The 22,902-nt window shown below is 35.7% G+C and carries 12 protein-coding genes; 6 read left to right on the top strand and 6 right to left on the bottom strand.

The features are described 5' to 3' along the window. The first annotated feature begins 86 nt into the window (after window positions 1-86). Both CLAVI_RS04730 and CLAVI_RS04725 read left to right on the top strand, forming a co-directional pair. On the top strand, window positions 87-10,253 hold the full coding sequence (locus CLAVI_RS04730; protein WP_228547647.1) for a hypothetical protein: 10,167 nt from the start codon (window positions 87-89) through the stop codon (window positions 10,251-10,253). Between the two features lie 80 nt (window positions 10,254-10,333). Continuing rightward, window positions 10,334-11,467, top strand: coding sequence for a hypothetical protein (locus tag CLAVI_RS04725; protein WP_194844442.1), 1,134 nt, complete (start codon window positions 10,334-10,336; stop codon window positions 11,465-11,467). Between the two features lie 55 nt (window positions 11,468-11,522). On the opposite strand, the gene CLAVI_RS04720 is transcribed toward CLAVI_RS04725, so the two are convergent. Genes CLAVI_RS04720 through CLAVI_RS04710 form a run of 3 tightly spaced genes read right to left on the bottom strand, consistent with a single transcriptional unit; the run spans window position 11,523 to window position 14,828 of the window. Next, window positions 11,523-12,794 (bottom strand): dihydrolipoamide acetyltransferase family protein, encoded by a 1,272-nt coding sequence (locus CLAVI_RS04720; protein ID WP_194844441.1) that lies wholly within the window; start codon window positions 12,792-12,794, stop codon window positions 11,523-11,525. Then, a complete protein-coding gene (locus tag CLAVI_RS04715) occupies window positions 12,794-13,795 on the bottom strand; it encodes an alpha-ketoacid dehydrogenase subunit beta (RefSeq protein ID WP_228547646.1) in 1,002 nt (333 codons plus the stop codon). The genes CLAVI_RS04720 and CLAVI_RS04715 overlap by 1 nt, the downstream gene beginning before the upstream one ends. Then, on the bottom strand, window positions 13,788-14,828 hold the full coding sequence (locus tag CLAVI_RS04710; RefSeq protein WP_194844440.1) for a thiamine pyrophosphate-dependent enzyme: 1,041 nt from the start codon (window positions 14,826-14,828) through the stop codon (window positions 13,788-13,790). Before CLAVI_RS04710 ends, CLAVI_RS04715 begins: the two co-directional genes overlap by 8 nt. 448 nt (window positions 14,829-15,276) lie before the next feature. Here CLAVI_RS04710 and CLAVI_RS04705 point away from each other — a divergent pair, with 448 nt between their 5' ends. Continuing rightward, window positions 15,277-16,359 (top strand): hypothetical protein, encoded by a 1,083-nt coding sequence (locus tag CLAVI_RS04705; protein WP_194844439.1) that lies wholly within the window; start codon window positions 15,277-15,279, stop codon window positions 16,357-16,359. On the opposite strand, the gene CLAVI_RS04700 is transcribed toward CLAVI_RS04705, so the two are convergent. From CLAVI_RS04700 to recR, 3 genes are read right to left on the bottom strand one after another with little or no spacing between them, the layout of a single operon-like run. Further along, window positions 16,340-16,927, bottom strand: a complete 588-nt coding sequence (locus CLAVI_RS04700; protein ID WP_194844438.1) for an OmpH family outer membrane protein — start codon at window positions 16,925-16,927, stop codon at window positions 16,340-16,342. The genes CLAVI_RS04705 and CLAVI_RS04700 overlap by 20 nt on opposite strands. Before the next feature lie 28 nt (window positions 16,928-16,955). Next, complete coding sequence (gene bamA, locus CLAVI_RS04695) at window positions 16,956-19,352, bottom strand: outer membrane protein assembly factor BamA (RefSeq protein WP_194844437.1); 2,397 nt, start codon at window positions 19,350-19,352, stop codon at window positions 16,956-16,958. 56 nt (window positions 19,353-19,408) lie between these two features. Continuing rightward, a complete protein-coding gene (recR, locus tag CLAVI_RS04690; protein WP_194844436.1) occupies window positions 19,409-20,011 on the bottom strand; it encodes a recombination mediator RecR in 603 nt (200 codons plus the stop codon). A gap of 84 nt (window positions 20,012-20,095) precedes the next feature. On the opposite strand from recR, the gene CLAVI_RS04685 reads away from it, so the two are divergent. From CLAVI_RS04685 to fabG, 3 genes are all read left to right on the top strand, one after another. Beyond that, window positions 20,096-21,127: a beta-ketoacyl-ACP synthase III gene (locus CLAVI_RS04685; RefSeq protein ID WP_194844447.1), complete on the top strand. Its 1,032-nt coding sequence runs from the start codon at window positions 20,096-20,098 to the stop codon at window positions 21,125-21,127. Then, window positions 21,124-22,065: an ACP S-malonyltransferase gene (gene fabD / locus CLAVI_RS04680; protein ID WP_228547645.1), complete on the top strand. Its 942-nt coding sequence runs from the start codon at window positions 21,124-21,126 to the stop codon at window positions 22,063-22,065. Before CLAVI_RS04685 ends, fabD begins: the two co-directional genes overlap by 4 nt. Window positions 22,066-22,134: 69 nt before the next feature. Then, window positions 22,135-22,890 carry a 3-oxoacyl-ACP reductase FabG gene (fabG, locus tag CLAVI_RS04675; RefSeq protein ID WP_194844435.1) on the top strand — a complete coding sequence of 252 codons (756 nt, stop codon included), beginning with the start codon at window positions 22,135-22,137 and terminating at the stop codon, window positions 22,888-22,890. Window positions 22,891-22,902 lie beyond the last annotated feature (12 nt).

The following is a 22,902-nucleotide window of genomic DNA, read 5'->3' as shown; positions in this document are numbered from 1 at the left end:
GAGGCATGACAGTAACAGGGTTAAATGATCCATCAAATAGTACAGATGTAGTTAACCTTAATTATCTTACTTCAAAATATCTTCCTTTGACAGGAGGTTCTCTTGCTGGAAATCTTTCTGTAGGAGGGACTTTATCTATTACAGGATCTTCAAGTCATACAGGAGCAGCGACGTTTGCAGGAGGGTTAACAGTTAGTATTGGAACAACAACCTTATCGGGATCGTTGGTCATAGGAAATAATGTTACAGTAAGCAGCGCAGCAGTCACTGCAGGAAATTCAATAAACTTTGGGGCAACGTTAGCATCAGGAAATGTATCAGGAGGGATGGTAGTAAAAGGATTAATGGACCCAGTAAATGCAACAGATGCAGTAAACTTAAATTACCTAACTACAAAGTATCTGCCATTGACGGGAGGAGCGCTGACTGGAAATCTGTCAATGACAGGTGGTTTATCAGTAACTGGAACATCTAGTCATACAGGAGCAGCAACTTTTTCAGGAGGAGTAACAGTATCAAGCGGCACAACTTTATTGTCAGGCCAATTGACAATAGGAAATAATGTCCGGGTATCAAGTGGAGCAATCTCAGCAGGGAATAGTGTTAACTTTGGCGCCACAGTAGCGACAAGTGGTAGTGTTGTGGCTGGGATGATGGTGACAGGAATTAGTAATCCAGTTAATACAACAGACGCAGTAAATCTTGGTTATATGACAACATCTTTTGGAAGTTATCTGCCTTTGTCTGGAGGCACTTTAACAGGGGCTTTAGCTATAGGAACATCTTCTTCTCCAGCAAATTTGTCTATTTTAGGAACAACATCGCATACAGGGGCAGCAACATTTACAGGAGGAGCTACTATTTCTTCTGGGGGGTTGACAGTTTCAGCAGGCACAACAACTTTATCAGGCCAATTAACAATAGGCAATAATGTTCGAGTTTCATCAGCAGCGATAACAGCAGGAAATACAGTTAACTTTGGAGCAACATTAGCATCAGGAACATCATCAGGTGGGATGACAGTAACAGGGTTAAATGATCCATCAAATAGTACAGATGTGGTTAATCTCAATTATCTTACTTCAAAATATCTTCCATTGACAGGCGGTACTCTTACTGGAAATCTTTCTGTAGGAGGAACTTTATCTATTACAGGCGCTTCAAGTCATATAGGATTAGCAACTTTTGCAGGAGGGTTAACAGTTTCAGGAGGAACAACAACCTTATCAGGATCATTGGTTATAGGAAATAATGTTACAGTAAGTAGTTCTGCAATCACAGCAGGAAATACAGTTAATTTTGGAGCAACGTTAGCGTCAGGAAATGTATCAGGAGGAATGGTAGTAAAAGGCTTAATGGATCCAGTAAACGCAACAGATGCAGTCAATTTTAATTACCTGACTACAAAATATCTTGCTTTGACAGGAGGTGCAATTTCTGGAAATCTTTCAGTAGCAGGCACTGTATCTGTGACAGGAACGTCAAGTCATACAGGCATAGCAAATTTCTCTGGAGGCGTAACAGTTAGTTCTGGAACAACTTTATTATCAGGGCAATTGACAATAGGAAATAATGTCCGGGTCTCAAGTGGAGCGATTTCATCAGGAAATACAGTTAATTTTGGAGCTACAGTAGGGACAAGTGGTAGTGTTGTAGCTGGGATGGTGGTGACAGGAATTAGTAATCCAGTCAATACAACAGATGCTGTGAATCTTGGCTATCTAACGACTTCATTTGGAAATTATCTTCCACTTTCAGGAGGAACTTTAACAGGTGCTTTAGCTATTGGAACAGCTTCAGCTCCTGCTAATTTATCTATATTAGGAACAACATCACATACAGGAGCAGCAACCTTTGCTGGAGGGGCTACGATCTCTTCAGGAGGGCTAACAGTTTCATCAGGAACAACAACCTTATCAGGACAATTAACTATAGGAAATAATGTAAGAGTTTCCGCAGCAGCGATTACAGCAGGAAATACAGTTAACTTTGGAGCAACATTAGCATCAGGAACATCATCAGGTGGAATGACAGTGACAGGATTAAATGATCCTTCTAATAGCACAGATGTAGTTAATCTTAATTACCTTACTTCGAAGTACTTGCCATTAACGGGAGGAGCACTTACTGGGAATCTTTCAGTTGGAGGAACTATATCTATTACAGGGTCTTCTAGTCACTCAGGAGCAGCAACATTTTCTGGAGGTTTAGCAGTTAGTGGTGGAACAACAACTTTATCAGGGCCATTAACTATAGGGAATAATGTTACAGTAACAAGTGCAGCAGTAACAGCAGGGAACACAGTTAATTTTGGAGCAACATTAGCATCAGGAAATGTCTCTGGTGGAATGGTTGTTAAGGGATTAATGGATCCAGTGAATGCAACAGACGCAGTAAATTTAAATTACCTCTCTACAAAATATCTTCCATTAACAGGAGGATCTCTTACTGGAAATCTTTCTATCGGGGGAACTCTATCTATCACAGGCGTTTCAAGTCATACAGGAGCAGCAACTTTTGCAGGAGGAGTAACAGTATCAAGCGGCATAACTTTATTATCAGGGCAATTGACAATAGGGAATAATGTCCGAGTCTCAAGTGGAGCAATCTCAGCAGGAAATAGTGTTAATTTTGGAGCGACAGTAGCAACAAGTGGCAGTGTTGTAGCAGGAATGACAGTAACAGGAATTAGTAATCCATCCAGTACAACAGATGCAGTAAACCTTGGATACCTTAATACTTCTATGGCAGCTTACTTACCATTAGCTGGAGGGACTATGACAGGAGCGTTATCTCTTGGAACATCTTCAGCTCCTGTGAATCTATCTATATTTGGAACAACAGCACATACAGGAGGAGCAACTTTTGCAGGAGGAGCAACGATATCAGCAGGAGGGTTAACAGTTTCAGCGGGGACCACTTTATTATCAGGGCAATTAACAATAGGAAATAATGTTCGCGTGACAGCGGCTGCAATAACAGCAGGAAATACAGTTAACTTTGGAGCAACATTAGCTTCAGGTGTATCTTCAGGTGGTATGACAGTAACTGGATTGAATGATCCATCAAATAGCACAGATGTAGTCAACTTAAATTATCTTACATCGAAGTACCTTCCATTAACAGGAGGAACACTTACCGGAAATCTTTCTATAGGAGGAACTTTATCTATTACAGGGTCTTCAAGTCATACAGGAGCAGCGACTTTTGCAGGAGGTGTAACAGTTTCATCAGGGACCACGACTTTATCAGGATCATTGGTGATAGGAAACAATGTTACAGTAAGTAGTGCAGCAATAACAGCAGGGAATACAGTTAATTTTGGAGCAACGTTAGCCTCAGGAAATGTATCAGGAGGAATGGTAGTAAAAGGCTTAATGGATCCAGTGAATGCAACAGACGCAGTAAATTTAAATTATCTCTCTACAAAATATCTTCCATTAACAGGAGGATCTCTTACTGGAAATCTTTCTATTGGGGGAACTCTATCTATCGCAGGCGTTTCAAGTCATGCAGGAGCAGCAACTTTTGCAGGAGGATTAACAGTATCAAGCGGCACAACTTTATTATCAGGGCAATTGACAATAGGGAATAATGTCCGAGTCTCAAGTGGAGCAATCTCAGCAGGAAATAGTGTTAATTTTGGAGCGACAGTAGCAACAAGTGGTAGTGTTGTAGCAGGGATGACAGTAACAGGAATCAGTAATCCTACTAGTACAACAGATGTAGTGAATCTTGGTTATCTTAATACATCTTTATCTGGCTACCTCCCATTAACAGGAGGAACCTTAACAGGTGCGTTATCTATAGGAACTGCTTCTTCACCTGTAAATCTATCTGTGCTAGGTACGACCGCGCATACAGGAGCCGCGACCTTTGCAGGAGGAGCCACTATTTCATCAGGAGGGTTAACAGTATCAGCAGGGACAACAACCTTATCAGGACAATTAACAATAGGAAATAATGTACGGGTATCTACGGCAGCGATTACAGCAGGAAATACAGTTAACTTTGGAGCAACATTAGCATCAGGTATATCATCAGGTGGAATGACGGTAACAGGGTTAAATGATCCATCAAATAATACAGATGTGGTTAACCTCAATTATCTTACTTCAAAATATCTTCCTTTGACAGGCGGTACTCTTACTGGAAATCTTTCTATAGGAGGAACTTTATCTATAACAGGATCTTCAAGTCATACAGGAGCAGCGACGTTTGCAGGAGGTTTAACAGTTTCATCTGGGACCACGACTTTATCAGGATCATTGGTGATAGGAAATAATATCACAGTAAGTAGCGCAGCAGTAACAGCAGGGAACACAGTTAATTTTGGAGCAACGTTAGCCTCAGGAAATGTATCAGGAGGAATGGTAGTAAAAGGATTAATGGATCCAGTAAATGCAACAGACGCAGTAAATTTAAATTATCTTTCTACAAAATATCTGGCTTTAACAGGAGGAACTGTTACAGGAAATCTTTCTTTAGGAGGAACTTTATCTGTTACAGGAACATCAACGCATACAGGAGCCGCGAATTTTGCAGGAGGAATAACAGTTAGCGCGGGTACAACTTTATTATCAGGACAATTGACAATAGGAAATAATGTTCGTGTGTCTACAGGGGCAATTTCAGCAGGGAACACAGTGAATTTTGGAGCTACAGTAGCAACAAGTGGTAGTGTTGTAGCTGGAATGATAGTGACAGGGATTAGTAATCCTAGTAGCTCCACAGATGCAGTAAATCTGGGTTACCTTAATACTTCCATGGCTGCTTATTTGCCATTAGCAGGGGGTACTATGACAGGTGCATTATTTATTGGAACAGCTTCTTCACCTGTAAATTTATCTGTGCTAGGAACGACAGCACATACAGGAGCAGCAACGTTTGCAGGAGGAATCACTATTTCATCAGGGGGCTTAACAGTTTCTGCTGGTGCAACAACCTTATCAGGGCAATTAACAATAGGAAATAATGTTCGGGTATCTACAGCAGCAATAGCAGCAGGTAATACAGTTAACTTTGGAGCAACATTAGCATCAGGGACATCATCAGGTGGAATGACAGTAACGGGGTTAAATGATCCATCAAATAGTACAGATGTGGTTAACCTCAATTATCTTACTTCAAAATATCTTCCTTTGACAGGAGGTTCTCTTAGTGGGAATCTTTCTGTAGGAGGCACTTTATCTATTACAGGATCTTCAAGTCATACAGGAGCAGCAACCTTTACAGGAGGTTTAACAGTTTCATCTGGGACCACAACGTTATCAGGATCATTGGTGATAGGAAACAATGTCACAGTAAGTAGTGCAGCAGTAACAGCAGGGAATACAGTTAATTTTGGAGCCACGCTAGCTTCAGGTAATGTATCAGGAGGAATGGTTGTGAAAGGTTTAATGGATCCAGTAAATGCAACAGATGCAGTAAACCTTAATTATCTTTCTACAAAATATCTTGCCTTATCAGGAGGGACAGTAGCTGGAAATATAGCTATTACCGCTGGAAGTTCTTCAACAGGAACATTATCAGTAGCAGGAGCGACAACCTTAACAGGAGCAGTTACTTTGGCAGGAGCGTTAACAGTAAGCACTGGAACAACAACTTTATCTGGTCAGTTAACTATAGGTAATAACGTTAGGGTGTCAAGCGCAGCAATAACAGCAGGAAATACAGTTAATTTTGGAGCAACAGTGAATACTGCTGGATCTGTTGTAGCTGGTATGTCTGTTACAGGAGTTAGTAATCCAGTAAATACAACAGATGCTGTTAATCTTGCGTATTTAAATACTTCAGTTGCTGGTTATCTTCCTTTGACAGGGGGAACTTTAACAGGAGCCTTATCTATAGGCACTGCAAGTTTGCCAGCAAATCTTACAGTAAAAGGTACATCAACTTTTGCTGGAGCAGCAACTTTTTCAGTCGGGGCAACGATTACAACTGGGGGCTTAACAGTTAGTGCAGGAACAACTTTATTATCAGGCCAATTAACTATAGGGAATAATGTAAGAGTAGCTCCTGCTGCAATAACCGCAGGAAATACAGTTAATTTTGGCGCAACTGTAGCTTCAGGTGTCTCTTCAGGAGGTATGATTGTTACGGGTCTTAATGATCCATCAAGTAATACTGATGCTGTTAATCTAGGTTATCTTAACTCTCGTTATCTTTCAGTATCAGGAGGAACGATAGCTGGAAATCTTGCTATTACAGCAGGAGGGTCTGCAACAGGAACTTTAACTGTTGCTGGGGCAACAACTCTTTCAGGAGCAACAACTCTTTCAGGAGGATTAACAGTCAGCAATGGGAACACTACTTTATCTGGACCATTGACAATAGGAAATAATGTCACAGTAACAAGTTCTGCAGTAACAGCAGGAAATACAGTTAATTTTGGCGCAACATTAGCATCAGGAAATGTATCAGGAGGAATTGTTGTAAAAGGCTTGATGGATCCAGTAAATGCGACAGATGCAGTAAATTTAAATTATCTTTCTACAAAATATCTTGCTTTGACAGGAGGAACCCTTTCAGGAAATCTTACCACTTCAGGGACACTGTCAGTAACAGGAGCATCTACATTAACAGGAGCAGTTTCTTTGTCAGGAGGATTAACTGTTAGTGCTGGAACAACAACCTTATCAGGACAATTAACTATAGGGAATAATATTCGAGTATCAACAGGAGCAATTTCAGCTGGAAATAGTGTTAATTTTGGAGCTACAGTAGGAACAAGTGGTAATGTTGTTTCTGGAATGACTGTAACAGGAATTAGTAACCCAGTGAATACAACAGATGCAGTCAACCTTGGTTATTTAAATACTTCTTTTGGAAATTATTTACCTATAACAGGGGGTACATTGACAGGAGCTTTATCAATTGGAACAGCAGCATCGCCTATGAATTTTACAGTTAGAGGAACAACAACTTTGGCTGGAACTGCCACTTTTTCAACAGGAGCAACGATCACGACTGGAGGATTAACAGTAACAGCAGGAACAACTTTATTATCAGGTCAGTTAACAATAGGTAACAATGTTCGAGTGGCTGCAGCTGCAATCACAGCAGGAAATACAGTTAATTATGGATCTACATTGGCTGCAGGAGTTTCTTCAGGTGGTATGACAGTGACAGGATTAAATGATCCATCAAGCAGCACAGATGCAGTTAACCTAAATTATCTCTCTACAAAATATCTTGCTTTAACAGGAGGAACTGTTACAGGAAATCTTTCTGTCGGAGGAACTCTATCTATTACAGGAGCTTCAAGTTATACAGGAGCAGCAACCTTTGCAGGAGGTTTAACAGTTAGTTCTGGAACAACAACCTTATCAGGACAATTAACTATAGGGAATAATGTCACTGTCACAAGTGGCGCTGTAACAGCTGGTTATACCGTCAATTTTGGTGCTACTTTAGCAACAGGGAATGTATCAGGGGGTATTGTAGTGACAGGATTAATGAATCCAGTAAATGCAACAGACGCAGTAAATTTAAATTATCTTTCTACAAAATATTTGGCTTTGTCAGGGGGAACAGTAGCAGGGAATGTGGCTATTACTGCGGCTGGTTCAGCAACAGGAACATTCTCAGTTGCAGGAGCTACTACATTAACAGGGTTAGCAACTTTATCAGGAGGGTTAACAGTAAGTAGTGGAACCACAACATTATCAGGGCAATTAACCATTGGGAATAATATTAGGGTATCAAGTGGAGCAATCTCATCAGGAAATACAGTTAATTTTGGCGCAACAGTTTCATCTAGTGGTAGTGTTATAGCTGGGATGACAGTTACAGGAATTAGTAATCCAGTCAATTCAACAGATGCAGTCAATCTAGCTAACCTTAATAGCACCCTTACAGCTTATTTACCTCTTGCTGGTGGAACAATGACAGGAGGTTTAACAGTTGGAACTGCAGTTTCTCCTGCTAATCTTGCTGTTAAGGGAACAACTGCTTTAACAGGAGCTGCAACTTTTGCAGGAGGAGCCACAATCTCAGCAGGAGGTTTAACAGTTAGTGCAGGAACTACACTTTTATCAGGACAATTAACTATAGGAAATAATGTTAAGGTTTCTGCAGGGGCTATAACAGCAAATAATACGTTTAGTTTAGGCGCTACTTTAGCTTCAGGGGTTGTTTCTGGGGGAATGCAATTAACTGGTGTAAATGATCCAGCGTATAGCACTGATGCAGTGAACTTAAATTATTTAACAAGTAAGTATCTTCCATTAACAGGAGGGACTGTTACAGGAAATCTTTCTGTAGGAGGAACATTATCAGTAACAGGTACTTCAAGCTATACAGGAGCAGCGACTTTTTCAGGAGGATTAACAGTTACTTCTGGAACAACGCTTTTATCAGGTCAGCTTACTATAGGTAGTAATGTTAGAGTTTCTAGTGGAGCTGTTACAGGAGGATGTACAGTTAATTTTGGCTCCACTATAGCCTCAGGAAATGTTTCAGGAGGTATCACAGTAACAGGTTTAATGAATCCAGTTAATTCAACAGATGCAGTAAATCTTAATTATCTTTCTACAAAATATCTTCCACTTTCAGGAGGAACAATATCTGGTAATTTAGCTATAACAGCCTTAGGCTCTGCAACAGGAACATTGTCAGTAGCAGGATTAGCAACTTTGTCTGGAGGATCTACTGTAGCAAGTGGATTGACTGTTTCTGGAGGAGGAGCTTCTATAGTAGGAGGAGCTACTATTTCATCAGGTACTTTAAATATGTCTGGTTCTAAAATTACTAATACAGGTGCGCCAACAGCAGGAGGAGATGTTGTTAATTACAGTTATCTTAATACTATTTCTGGAGGAGTGACTATTCTTTCTGGAAGTTTATCCATTAGTGGTACTGGTACTGGTGATGGAGCGATAACAGCTGCTGGATTATCTACTTTTTCAAAAGGAATTACAATTACAACAGGTGGTATTACGATAACAGCGGGAGGATTAACAGTAACAGCAGGCACAACAACCTTTTCTGGATCAGTTGTGATAGGAAATAATGTAACAGTTTCTAGTGCTGCAATAACAGGAGGAAATAGTGTAAATTATGGTGCGACAGTAAACTCTTCGGGTTCTATTGTTTCTGGAATGAAAGTTACAGGATTGAGTAATCCATCAAGTTCTACAGATGCAGTTAATTTAAATTATCTAACTACCAAGTATCTTCCATTAACAGGTGGTACTTTGTCTGGGGGGCTTACTATTACAGGAGTTACTAATACTGGTGGGACAGTATATATTGGAGGTAATTCATCAGGAAGTACAATTACTGCTGGAGGTATTGCAGATTTAGCTGTTTATGGATATACGTATCTTACTGGTGGCCAAACATCAAGCAATTTTAGCATGCAAAGTAATCGGCTTATAGATCTTGCTTCACCTACTGCTGGTACTGATGCAATAAACCTTAATTATCTGAATAGTACTGTTTCTGCTTACCTTCCTTTGAGTGGAGGTACAGTAACAGGGAATCTAATAGCAGGGTCTACATTTAAAAGTGTGGGGAACGCTAGTATTGGAAGCGCAAGTGGATCTGCCACTTTAGCAGTTTATGGATATACATATCTTAGTGGTGGTCAAACATCTGCAAATTTTGATATGCAAAATAATCGTCTTTATAGTCTTGGAAATCCAACAAATAATAATGATGCTGTTCCATGGTCTTATTTAATGCAACAACCTGTTACTAAAGGATGTGTAAGTTATTCTTCAGGTGTCTCTGCAGGAGCTTCTTATGCCTGGTCTGCTCAAACTAATCTATCATTAAATGTATCTGTGAATAATCCTTCTCTTACAGGTTATCTTAATTGGGGAACAGGATTATCAAGTTATTCAAATCTTTATACCCTTCCTTATAACTATTACTTTACACCTCAATTAGCTGGTATTTGGAATTTTCGAGCTAACGCCTATATTCAATCACCTAAAAATGTACCTGGAAGTTTTCCATATGGGTATATAACGCAAGATACTACAACTCCAACATATTATCTTGCTTTACTCAGTTTTATAGGATCAAATTATGCTGCTTATAGTTATAGTTATACTGAAAATAACACAAATCATAGTTGGTTTAATTCTTATCAAATATCAAGTGCAGGAGCAGGTAAAACAACTTTATGGAATAATGCAAGTGGTTCCTTTAATTTTGGAAATATTCATAACACAAGTCTTGCCCCAGGGATATATACACCATATTCACCTATATATAATTTGACTTGGTCTGCTATTGTTATTTAAATAAAATAAAAAGTATTAAGTATTGAAAATAAATTATTTTAATGTTAAAATTTTTCACAAATTAACTAAATAGATAGATTATGACTCAATTATTGCCATACTACTATCCAGAAAGAGATTATTGGAAAAACTCAAAAAATGATTGTTTTTATGTATTAAATGAAAGAACAGATTTTTTTAAAAGTAGTTTGGAAAAGAGAGTAGTAATTGATTATAAGCCTAAAAAAATTCTTAGAGCAGCTATTATTTCTGTAATATTATTGTTGATAATAGTAGTGATGTCATTCATGCTAAACAACCTTATTGGTGTTGGGGTTATTTCTCATTGTCATATGACTGGATTGCTTATTGGTATTGGATTACCTCTAATTTTATTATTAGGAGGAGGGGTGATCTTGTCTTATGTGATAAAGAAAAAAGTAGACCTTTTTACAAAAAAGCCACTAAAGAACATTTTTGAACGTTCTTTTTGTCATGTTTATATGGCTAAGTTAACAACATTTAATGATAGAACAAGCTCTGAAAAAATGTGGCACTTAGATACAGATAACCACTATATGGCAGATCTTTCAGCTTTAGATGAATTGCAAACAGGTATAGCGCCTGTTTATCAATGTTTTCCAAAGAAAACAGATGCTGTTCATCGAGGATCTATATGTGGTATTGCTATAATTATAATGCCATTTGTAGCAATAGCTTCTATGATTTATTACTTAGCAAGAGCTGTTATAGCCCCTTTTTATGTACTTGCGCGTTTATTTCAGCAGCTTATTTGTAAAAATTCTATTAAAAAACATAGAAAATTTGAGTTAGCAGATGTTTATAAGCAGTTTATCTTATCTATTCAAAGGGTTGTAAAAGCTCCTTTTTATGCTTCTGCTGTAATGTTGGCGTTCTTTTTTTCTTGTATTTTTCCAATGGAAGGACGTGTTCTAGTTAGTGCTGTTGAAAGAGATTGGAATAATGATGTAAGTAGAGGAGCAGGTATGTGGGGAGGTTTTATGGCTTCTCGGCAATTTAGGTGGGAAGGTGGTGGAGAAGATCCAGATCGATTAGGTAGAAATGGTTATTATCTTCTAGGATGTTTTCAACCTTTTGGACTTATATACTTTGAAAATGGGGAGCAAATCTCAGCTTGTTCAGCTGGTGCTATAGAAGGTATTGAAGAGCGTAATAGGGAAGGGTCCATCCGCGTATTTATCAACAACAACTGATCAAAATCTTTTTGAAAAAAAAAGTCATTAAAAAATAGGGTTAAAAAAAACATTATTAGTTAAGTAGTAGTAACGCTGGGTTTTCTAAATATTTTTGAACTGTTTTTAAGAATAAAGCAGCTGCTTTTCCATTTACTACACGATGGTCAATAGAAAGAGTAAGGATCATTTCTTTTCCAATTTTAATAGATCCATTTTCTATACAAGGTCTATCTTCTATACTGCCTATAGCAAGAATAGCTGCTTGTGGAGGGTTGATAATAGCAGAAAATTCTGAAATACCAGTCATTCCAAGATTAGAGATAGAAAAAGAACCCCCTTTAAATTCTTCAGGTTGAAGTTTTCCTTGCTTTGCTTTTTCAGCTAAAGTTTTTATTTCTATGGAAATATCTGAAACATTTTTATAGTCTGCATGACGCACAATAGGAGTGATTAGTCCTTCAGGTATAGCAACAGCAATAGCTATATCTATGGTTTGAAAACTAATGAGTGTTTCATTCTTGGCATTAAACCCAGCATTCATATCAGGATGATCTCTTAAGGATAACGCTGTTGCTTTTACTATGAAATCATTTATAGATAGTTTAATGGAGGCAGTTTTTAACTGGGTAATAAGGGATGTTAAAGGAGAAGCATTAACAGTTTGTTTAATGTAAAAATGAGGTATATGGGTTTTAGAGGATTGTAGACGCTCTGCAATGATCTTCTGCATAGGGCTAAGTGGGAGTTCTACAAATGTTCCAGGAAGTATTGTAGGTAGCTTTTTGTTTCCAAATTTTAAAAGGCTTATAGGTTTTGCATGCTTTAAATCTTGAAGAATGACGCGACCTCCAGGTCCACTTCCTTTAAGATCATAAAGGTCTAAATTATTTTGTTTAGCAAAATAACGAGCAGCAGGAGAGGCATGGCTTGTTGTGCCTGAATAAGGAAAAGAATATTTTTCTAAAGGTGGTTCAGGAGAAAATGAAACTGGAACATATGAGGGAGTAGGGATAGATTTTTCAGCTGAAGGGCTTAAAATTTCTTTTTCTGAAAGAGTTATTGTTTCTTGAGGTTTTATAAAAACTTCTAAAGAAAAATCTTCATTAGTAGTTTCAGAAAGAATAAAAAAAGGATCACCAATCTTCATTGTTTCATTCACTTTAACAAATTGATGACGCAAAAAACCCTCATCGAAGGCATGGTATTCTACAGTGGCTTTATCTGTTGCTATTTCAGCAATTAATTCTCCAGAAGCAATAAAATCACTTATATTTTTATGCCACTTAACTACAGTGCCAGAAGTCATGGTTGGAGATAATTTTGGTACTTTGATAACTGTAATCATTAAAGCCTTCCAGTAATGTGTTTAATTCCATGTAAAATACTAGTTATATTAGGGATAACTTCTTGTTCTAAATTTTTGGCATAAGGCATTGGGGTTTCTTTTCTAGAAATTCTCATTGTTGGGGCATCAAGATAATCAAATGCTTTTTCTATAACTGTTGCGCTAATTTCAGCCCCCATACCACAAAAATAGTGTCCTTCTTCTACAATAAGGCAACGATGTGTTTTCATGATAGAGGTAATGATGGTAGAAATATCCAAAGGTTTAATGGTCCTTAAATCAATTAACTCCACTTTAATACCTTGTTTAGCAGCTTCTTTCACAGCTTGTTTACAAATAGGAATCATACGTCCCCAAGATACCAAGGTTAAATCAGATCCTGATTCCACTACAGATGCTTTTCCTATGGGAATAACATACTCTTCTGTCGGAACTTTTCCAATCATTCCATAATCTAACTCACTCTCTAGAAAGATGACAGGATTATCATTACGAATAGATGCTTTAAGTAATCCTTTTGCGTCACATGCATTAGAAGGGGCCACAATAATTAATCCAGGAAAGTTAGAATAAAGAGATTCTAAAGAATGTGAATGTTGACATCCCAACTGTACAGCAGCGCCACCAGCTCCACGAAAAACAATAGGGACTTTGAAGCGTCCTCCTGACATATAATACATAGTAGCAGCATTAGATAAGATCTGGTCAATAGCTACAAAAGAAAAGCTCCAACTCATTAATTCTATCACAGGTCTTAACCCTGTCATGGCAGCACCAATACCTAATCCTAAAAAACCATTTTCACTAATAGGTGTGTCCCAGACTCTTTGAGGGCCCCATTTATCTAAAAGTCCTTTAGTAATTTTATAAGCGCCATTGTACAGACCAACTTCTTCTCCCATGATGAAAATATTACTATCACGGGTCATTTCTTCATCCAAAGCTTGTCTTAAAGCAGTACGAATATCTATTGATTGCATTTTTTTACTATAATTATGCATAAACGCCATCTCCTATTTTAGATATAGATGGATATGGAGCGTCTTCAGCTTGTTTTACAGCATCACGAACAATGCTACGAGTCTCTTGATCCAAATCTTTAAACATAGCAGCAGTCAATAGTTCATGATCTTCTAAGAAATTTTTTAATAAAATGATGGGATCGTTAGACATGATGTTTTCCATTTCTTCTTTACTGCGATAAAGATTTGCATCAGAGATAGAGTGACCTCTAAATCTATCACATAAACATTCAACAATCATGGGACGGCTAGTAGAAATAATAGTTTTTAGAGCATACGAAAAACCATCATAACAAGATGAATAATCACTTCCATCTAACACAATACCTTCTACATCATAGCTGTGAGCAAGATCTATAGGTTTTTTAGCTAATGCATTAGACACATGAGTACCCATGCCCCAATGATTATTTTCTATGATAATGAGGCAGGGGAGGTCCCATAATGCAGCAAGGTTAATAGATTCATGAAAAGCACCTTGAGCAACTGCGCCATCACCTAAAATGCCAATAGAAATAAGATCTTTTTTTTCTTGATATTTAATGCTGAAAGCAGCTCCTATAGCTAAGGGAAGATGACCTCCTACTATGCCAAATCCACCAAGTAATTTTTCTGAAAACATATGCATAGAGCCACCACGCCCAAGAGCATTGCCAGTTACTTTTCCATATAATTCTGCCATTAAGGAAGAAGGGGTCTCATCTAAGAGTAAGGCTAAGGCATGACATCGATAGGTGGTGGCATACCAATGTGATTTTCCACATGCACGAATTAAAGCTGTTTGAATAGCTTCTTGGCCTGCATAGGAATGATAAAAACCACTAATAAATCCTTGTTGATAGGCATTTTCTCCTTGAGATTCAAAGTGCCGGATCAGCAGCATTTTTTTTAAATCTTCAATAAGAACAGCAGAGGATAATTCTTGAGAAATTTTTTTAAAACGTTTTTGAGATTCTATCTTATCTTGCGAACAAAAAAGATTGTAGTTTGCGTGCTTAAAAGCATTTTTCATTATAAAACCCAGATAAAAAGGCTAAAATATTTTCTACATGAAAAGTTTACAAAAGATGTAATCAAAAGACAATAAAGAAACATGCAAAAAAAATTATTAAAAATGATGCAAAGCTATTTTCTCCAAGTAGCTCATAACATTGCCGTGTCTTATTTGTTATTATAACAAAAAATGCTTTTAAGAAATAGAACCGCCTAAGAGCTCATTATTTTTTTACCTTCATCTTGATTGTCAATATTTTTTTGAGTAAAAAAAACTTTATTAGAAAAAAATATGATTTAATTAAGAATTTTTTTTAAACTCTTGCTCTTCGCTCACCATTTCATGAAAATATGAATAAAACAACACAAATATAAAAATATAATTAATTACAAAAAATCTTTCTATAGATTTAAAAAATTAAGAAATTATGTTTAAAGCATATTAAAAAGGATCTTAAGATAAATCGATGACTATAAATACAATTCATACAGAAAAATCATTTGAAAAAAGCAATGACGATAATGATGATGAAAAATATAAAAATAAATCTTTCAAAAAAAATCATTCTTTCCTGAAAGCTACACAACCATCTATAGATGCAGCACAGCCAATTATTAATTCAATGGAACAACATTATGATGGGTGTTCATCTCCTTTTACAGGTAGTATGGAAGTTCTAAGCTCATCTTTAAATAGCCAAAATTTTTTTTTGACAACAGAACGGCCAAGAGTTTTAGCATCTGATATGGCGCAAAATTTGGTTTCATTAGAAGACAAATTAATGCAGTTATGTTTTGTTTCAACAGCAGCTATTTATGAAATGGACTTACAAAATTTAGAAGTATTAGTAGAAGTATGGAAGATTAGTGGATTAATCTTTAATGAAGGTGATATTACTAGAGAAAAATACCTTATGGATTGTTGTGATCAAGTTACAAGTATTCCATTACTGTATGGGCATGACTTTTCTCATTCTTTTAACTGTTATTATGAAGATAATAATTTTCTAGATACCTTTTCTTCAAAAGATTTTTACAATCTAGGGCTGTTATTTGCTAAAAATAATTTAAAAAATAATATCTATATTCAATGTGAAATGGATGCTGGAAAATTATCATCAACTATTTTAAGTTTTGATTATCAAGAATTTGAGAGAGGCATTGAAGATGGCAGAGGAATGATAGGGGCTCATGTGCGTTTATTAGCACATTCAAATGCTTACAGCAACATTGTTCATAGAAACATACATTTTGATCCTTTAAAGAATCCATTTTTTTCAAATATGGAAAAATCAAAAAAAAATCAAAAAATTACTTTTTGTGATTTAACATGTTTCGAAATAAATACTAATCACGTCATAGAATCTCTTAAGAATGATTTTGATGCTTTTTTATTGCCCTTTGACTTAGAGCCAGCGGTTAGATTTTTATGTGAATTAGTACGTTCAGGTAAGATAACACCTCCTTTGTTAGAAAAAGCAACAAAGAAGATGTTACAAATTAAAGAAAAATCGCTTCAATATAGAGAGCCTATTCTCCATGATTGTTAAAATTTGCTGATAAATGTAAGTTATCTTGAAATTTCTGATTCATAATAACTAACACTTCAGATGTCATGTCATATGGAGATGTTGCGCTAAAGAATACTTCACTATTTAGCACAATGGTAGAAGGATTTTTTTCTATAATCTCTTCAACAGCTAACCGAACTTGTTCTGTTACTTTATTAATCATGGCGTAATTTGCTTGATTTATCATTTGGTAGTACTGATTTTGACAAGCGCTATATTCTTGATGTAAAAGAGAAAGTTTTTTCTTCAATTCATCAAGGGCATTTTCTGAAAGAGTTTCGAGATAATCTTCATCGCGCATTTTAGCTGATAAAGAATCTAATTGCTCTTCTAATCGTTGACCATTTTGCTCTAAACGTGTTTTAACACGTTCTATTTGTTTCTTTTCTTCTTTTCCAATTAGAGACTCTTCGACACATTTTTTAAGATTCACGCAATGGATTACAGATTCATTTACTGATGATATAAGATTAGAATCTATTGTATTAGCGCAAAATCCAGTACAAGAAAAGAATAGTAACAGACAACTAAAGAAGACTTTTTTCATAAAAATAACAAACCTTTGATAAGAAAAATTAAAACAAGCCGCCAAGAGAGAAAAAGAACCTTTGAGAGTTATCTATGATGACTCCATCATAGAGCTCTTTAGCATGTAAAGGCCATCCAACACCAAGCATAACAGGTATATTCGCTAAGACATTAAATCGTGCTCCAAATCCAATACTCATAGCATATGAAGTACCCCAAGATAATTCTTTTGAGGATAGATACCCAGCGTCAATAAAAGCAAAACCATAAAAATCAGGATTCATTAAAAGTTTATATTGAAATTCTTCAGAAAAAATACTGTAAGAAAGGCCACCTTTAGGTTCACGCGCAGAAAATTTAGGCCCAACAATAAAAGATTTATAACCTCTTAAAGTTGTTTCACCACCAAGAAAAAATCGCTCACTCATAGGAATATCAGTAGGTAGCGTATCACCACAACTTTTAATAAATTGTAAATCACTTTTAAATTTAAAAACAGCTCTAGGGGTAATTCCATTATAAAAAGTATTAAGATAAGTGAATTTTATAAAATTAAAATCGCCTCCAAAACCAGCGACTTCAAAAGCCAAACGAGAACGTTTGCCGTGAGTAGGCATTCGAGGACTATTAGTTGTATCATAAGCAACGCTAAAACCAAGAGCTGAAACAAGGCCATCATTGGATCCTTCTCTAGCCACAAAAGTGGAAGGAGAAGTAGGTCCATTTACAGATGATGAATTAATGATATTTGATGAAGGATATAGATGTCTTAAGTAACTATGATTAGCTCGATAGTAAAAACCATATTTCATAAAATCACTACATAGATAGGTAGCACTTAAGTTACCACCAAATGTCTCAACTTCATAATTGGAAGAAAGAGCTTTATTAGCACCTTTATCTATAGCAACTCCTAACGTCCAGTTAAAATCCATAAAATGAGGTTTAACCCAATTAACAGAGTAATCAGATGTTTTTTGGCCTATATTAGCCTTAATATGGAAGTATTCACCACCACCTCTTAATGCATTAGGGCCCTTAAAAAATACAAAAGGAAGACCTTTTAAGCTAAAGTTTTTTTCTGAAAGTTCAACACCTCCAAAGAGATTATCAAATGAACTACATCCAAGAAATACCCCAACACTACCTGTGCTAGTTTCATCTACTTCAATATAAATATCTTTATAGTCAGCATTAGTATCTTCAGGATCAATTTGAGATTGTACAGTATAAACGTTAACAGTGCTAAAGAAGCCAGTATTTCTTATTCTTCTTTCTGTGTTTTCAATTTTTTTCTTGTCTAGCAAATCGCCAGGGAACAGTACACTTTCATTAAGAATGACTTCAGATTGGGTGTTAACATTTCCAAAAACCTTAATAAGCCCTATTTTGCAAGGAACGCCTTCTTTAATAGAAAAACAAACATTATAGACTGCTTCATCGTGAGTAATAGATTGCTTAATTTCAACTATAGTATTAAAAAATCCACGTAATTGATAAAATTCTTTAATTTTTTCTACAGAAGACCATAATTGTTCAGGAGAATATATTTGGCCTGTCCGTACTGAAATCATAGGAAATAGCCAATCATCTTCTAAAGATTCAGCCCCTTCAACAAGTACATCTCCAACTTTATATTGTTCATTCTTAGAAACATGCACATTTAAATAAAGGCCATGAGCTTTATTCTTCATGGATTCATCAATACTGATTTTAACAGCTGCATCAGCATAGCCTTTATTTTGAAAAAATTGAGTAATGCGTAAGCGATCATGTTCAGCCATATCTGGAATATAGAAGCCATTACCTTTTAAGAAACTTTTGCCAAATTCATAAGGACGAGTTAACATTTTTTCTTTTATTGCCATTTGCTCTTCAGGAGAAATACCTATGTAGGTAATTCGAGAAATTTTTCCAATACGTCCTTCATTTATAGTAATATGTACATGGGCGGTTTCTTTATCAATAACATCTAATTTAAAAGAACATTCTGTCTCAAAATAACCTTGTTTTAAATAAGATTTTCTTAGCTTTGCCATCGCTGTTACAATTTCTTCACGAGTAATGGAGGCTTTTATTTTAAGGCCAAGAATACGTTCTATTTTTGCGTAGGGAATGGCTTGGTTACCAGATATAGAAATCTTTTTTAAGATAGGTCGATTATGCAAAGAGACTTTAATAACGAGACTATTGTCATTCATTTCAAGAATAGAAGATACTCGATCATATTTTTTTTCTAACTTTTTTAAGTCTTGATCAAAATGATTTTGAGAAAATATTTTTCCAGGTTTTGTTGTCATATAAGGGTTAAATTCTTCTACAGAAAAAGTTTCTTCATCTTTGAAGAAAATAATCTTATCAACAACAGGATCTTCTTCATAAGAAGAAGCTTGCAAAGCGACAACTTGGCAAATTAAAAACAGAGGAAAAAGTATACGTTTCATTTGACTATCAAAATTTGTTGGGGATAATAAAAATACTTCATTAAATTATGCAACCTTTAATATGAGCTTCGTCCCATAAAAGCTCGAGTTAAGGTACCTTCATCAACATAATCAAGAAAAATACCCATAGGTAAACCAGAAGCTAATCTTGAAATAGGAATCCCTAAAGATTCAATATGTTTTTTTAAATAAAGAGCTGTAGCGTCACCTTCTAAGGTGGAGTCTAAAGCTAAAACAATTTCTTCTATTTGAAGATTAATAGCGCGGTTTTTTAATTTTTTTATAATAGAATCTTCTATTGTTTTTTGTCTAATCGGTGATAAAGAAGCGTTTAAAACATGATAATAACCTTTAAAAAAACCAGTTTCTTCTATAGAAAATACATCTTTTTGTTCTACAAGCACACATAATACTTTTTGGGTTCTTGAGATAGGATCACAAAATTTACAAGCATTAGATTCTATTAAGCATCCACAAGTATTACATGAAAAAAGATGATCAGTAATATTTTCTAGCATGCGACTAAGTTCTATTTGTTTGTCTTTAGGCCATCCAATCACATGAAAAGCTACACGTTCAGCACCTTTAAAGCCAATACCAGGTAATTTTCTTAACATGGTTATTAATTTGGATAAATAATGAGGATGATGATTAGACATTTTTTGTAAATACTCTCCTTTACAAAGGATCCTTATCATGGGGTTAAGGAGTTTTAATTTAAAGCAATGTTTTGTTATTCTGGGATGAATTTAACTTCTGCGGATGTTGTTGTGACTGAAAGAAAAAAAAAGGCCTTTATTAAAGGTACTGGTTCCTATTTACCAAAAAATATTTTAACGAATGCTGATTTAGAAAAAATGGTGGATACTACATGTGAGTGGATAGAAACTCGAACAGGTATTCTTGAACGGCGTTTGGCAGATCTTGATGAATATGCTTCTTCTATGGGAGCATTAGCGGCTTTAAAAGCTTTGGAAGATGCTAATGTCTCAAAAGAAAATATTGAAATAATCATTTTTTGTACATCAACCCCTGATTATATTTTTCCAAGTAGTGCAGCGTTAGCACAAAATGAATTAGGGTTGCAGGGAGTACCTGCTTTTGATTGTATGACAGCTTGTTCAGGTGTTTTGTATGGTCTTGCTTTAGCTAAAGGCTTTATTGTTTCAGGCATGTATAAAAATGTTTTAGTTATTTCAGGGGATAAACTTTCTTCATTTGTAAATTATAAAGATCGAGCTACATGTATTTTATTTGGAGATGGTGCTTCAGCTTGTGTTGTAAGTGATGAAGGACCAGGTCTAGAAATTTGTTCTGCTAATTTAGGAGCAGATGGAAGTTTAGCTAAATTACTTATGCTACCAGCAGGTGGCAGTAGAAATCCTATTTCAGAAAAAACAATAACAGAGCAAGGGCAATTTCTTTATATGGAAGGTGGAGAGGTATTTAAGCATGCTGTACGAAGAATGATATCATCTTCCCTAGAATGCTTGAAAATGGAAAACTTAAATGAAACAGATATTAATTGGATGATTCCACATCAAGCAAATATACGTATCATTAATGCTGTAGGTAAACATTTTCCATCTACTCGCATTTTTAAAAATGTTCATAAATATGGAAATACAGCAGCGTCTTCTATAGGGATAGCATTAGATGAATTACGAAAAGAACATCCTTTAGAAGATGGTAATAACCTTTTATTAACTGTATTTGGGGGTGGACTATCATGGGGATCTTTAATTTTAAAAAATTGTAAGGGGAATATTTCTTGAAAAATTTTACATTTCTTTTTCCAGGCCAAGGTGCCCAGTATGTTGGAATGGGCGCAGATTTTTTTTCTGCTTTTTCTGAAGTCCAGAGGCTTTTTGAACAAGCTGAAGATATATTGAAAAGAAAATTAAAAAATATTGTTTTTGAAGGGCCTGAAAGTCTTTTAAAAGAAACAAATCATAGTCAGATAGCAATTTATCTTAATTCAATGAGTATTTTATCTATTTTACAAAAAGAGATGCCTCATATTATACCAACATTTTGTGCTGGATTAAGTTTAGGTGAGTACTCAGCTCTTACAGCAGCGTCCTATATATCTTTTATAGATTGTCTTTCATTAATAGATGCTAGAGCTAAATTTATGGTTGAAGCTTGTCGTTCTATTGAGGGCACTATGGCTGCTGTTATGGGTTTAAGTGGAGAATTAATAGAAAATAGTTTGCAAGCATTAAAAAAACAAAATCAAGTATGGATAGCTAACTTCAATTCTCCTGTACAAACAGTAATTTCAGGTACCATCAAAGGTGTAGAGCATGGAACAAAGTTATTAATTGAGGCAGGAGCAAAAAAAATTATACCATTAAAAGTAGATGGGGCTTTTCATAGTCCTTTAATGCAAATAGCGCAGGATAGGCTTAGAGAAGTTCTTGCTGAAGTCTCTTTATCAATAGGAAATAGTCAACTTGTTATGAATAAAACAGGTGGAGTAGTAAATGATATTGAAGAAATACGTGATAACTTAGCAAAGCATGTCACATCGCCTGTTAGATGGGTTGAAAGTATGTCTAATATTAATAAAAAAACAGATTTATTTATTGAAATTGGCTGTGGAAAAACTTTAATGGGCTTAAATAAACAGATAGGGGTAAAGGCTCCTACATTAAATTTAAATAGTGTAGAGGGATTAAAAGATTTGTTTGTAAAATTAGAAAATTTTTAAAACAAAAAAGAAATTTAGCAGCCTTATATTAAAGATATAAATGATAAAATATATGATAAGGAAAAATTTATGAATGAATTATTAAAAGATAAAATAGCTCTTGTTACAGGTGGAACTAGAGGTATTGGAGCTGGCATTGTACGAGCTTTTATTAACCAAGGGGCCACTGTCATATTTTGGGGCACCAATGCAAAGATTGGAAAGGCATTAGAGGAAGAGCTGATAGGACAGTTAGAATCTGATGAACCAAAAGTTTTTTTTGAAAAAATAGATGTTACTAGTACAGAGCAAGTAAATGACTCAATAGCTGGAATTGAAAAAAAATTTGGTCGTTTAGATATTTTAGTAAATAATGCGGGCATTACTCGAGATGCTCTTCTTATGCGTTTAACAGAAGAAGCTTGGGACCAGGTTATGGATGTCAATTTAAAATCTGTTTACAGAACTTGTAAAGCAGCTATTCGTAATATGATGAAAAAGCGCTTTGGAAAAATTATTAATATTACATCAATAGTAGGAATAATGGGAGAGGCTGGACAAACAAATTATGCAGCATCTAAGGCAGGAATTATTGCATTCACTAAATCATTAGGAAAAGAAGTAGGAGCCAGAGGTATTACAGTAAATTGTATAGCACCAGGATATACTCAAACAGATATGACTGCAGCTCTTTCTGAAGAGCAAACTAAGCATTGGATATCTGCAATTCCTTTGGGTAGAGCAGGAACACCTAATGACATTGCAGGAGTGGCAGTTTTTTTGGCTTCTCCATTAGCTGATTATATTACAAGACAAGTTATCACTGTTGATGGGGGAGCTATTTAATTATTTACTGAA

The organism is Candidatus Clavichlamydia salmonicola (assembly GCF_015356765.1).
GTDB classification, from domain to species: Bacteria; Chlamydiota; Chlamydiia; order Chlamydiales; family Chlamydiaceae; genus Clavichlamydia; species Clavichlamydia salmonicola.
The sequence above is the reverse complement of the archived record's forward strand: the minus strand, read 5'-3'. Positions and strand labels throughout refer to the sequence as shown.

Coding starts and splice junctions, on each gene's coding strand:
- CLAVI_RS04685 (WP_194844447.1), top strand. CDS start 20,096: ATGAATTTAACTTCTGCGGATGTTGTTGTGACTGAAAGAAAAAAAAAG.
- CLAVI_RS04710 (WP_194844440.1), bottom strand. CDS start 14,828: ATGAAAAATGCTTTTAAGCACGCAAACTACAATCTTTTTTGTTCGCAA.
- CLAVI_RS04700 (WP_194844438.1), bottom strand. CDS start 16,927: ATGAAAAAAGTCTTCTTTAGTTGTCTGTTACTATTCTTTTCTTGTACT.
- bamA (WP_194844437.1), bottom strand. CDS start 19,352: ATGAAACGTATACTTTTTCCTCTGTTTTTAATTTGCCAAGTTGTCGCT.
- CLAVI_RS04725 (WP_194844442.1), top strand. CDS start 10,334: ATGACTCAATTATTGCCATACTACTATCCAGAAAGAGATTATTGGAAA.
- fabG (WP_194844435.1), top strand. CDS start 22,135: ATGAATGAATTATTAAAAGATAAAATAGCTCTTGTTACAGGTGGAACT.
- CLAVI_RS04705 (WP_194844439.1), top strand. CDS start 15,277: ATGACTATAAATACAATTCATACAGAAAAATCATTTGAAAAAAGCAAT.
- recR (WP_194844436.1), bottom strand. CDS start 20,011: ATGTCTAATCATCATCCTCATTATTTATCCAAATTAATAACCATGTTA.
- CLAVI_RS04715 (WP_228547646.1), bottom strand. CDS start 13,795: ATGCATAATTATAGTAAAAAAATGCAATCAATAGATATTCGTACTGCT.
- CLAVI_RS04720 (WP_194844441.1), bottom strand. CDS start 12,794: ATGATTACAGTTATCAAAGTACCAAAATTATCTCCAACCATGACTTCT.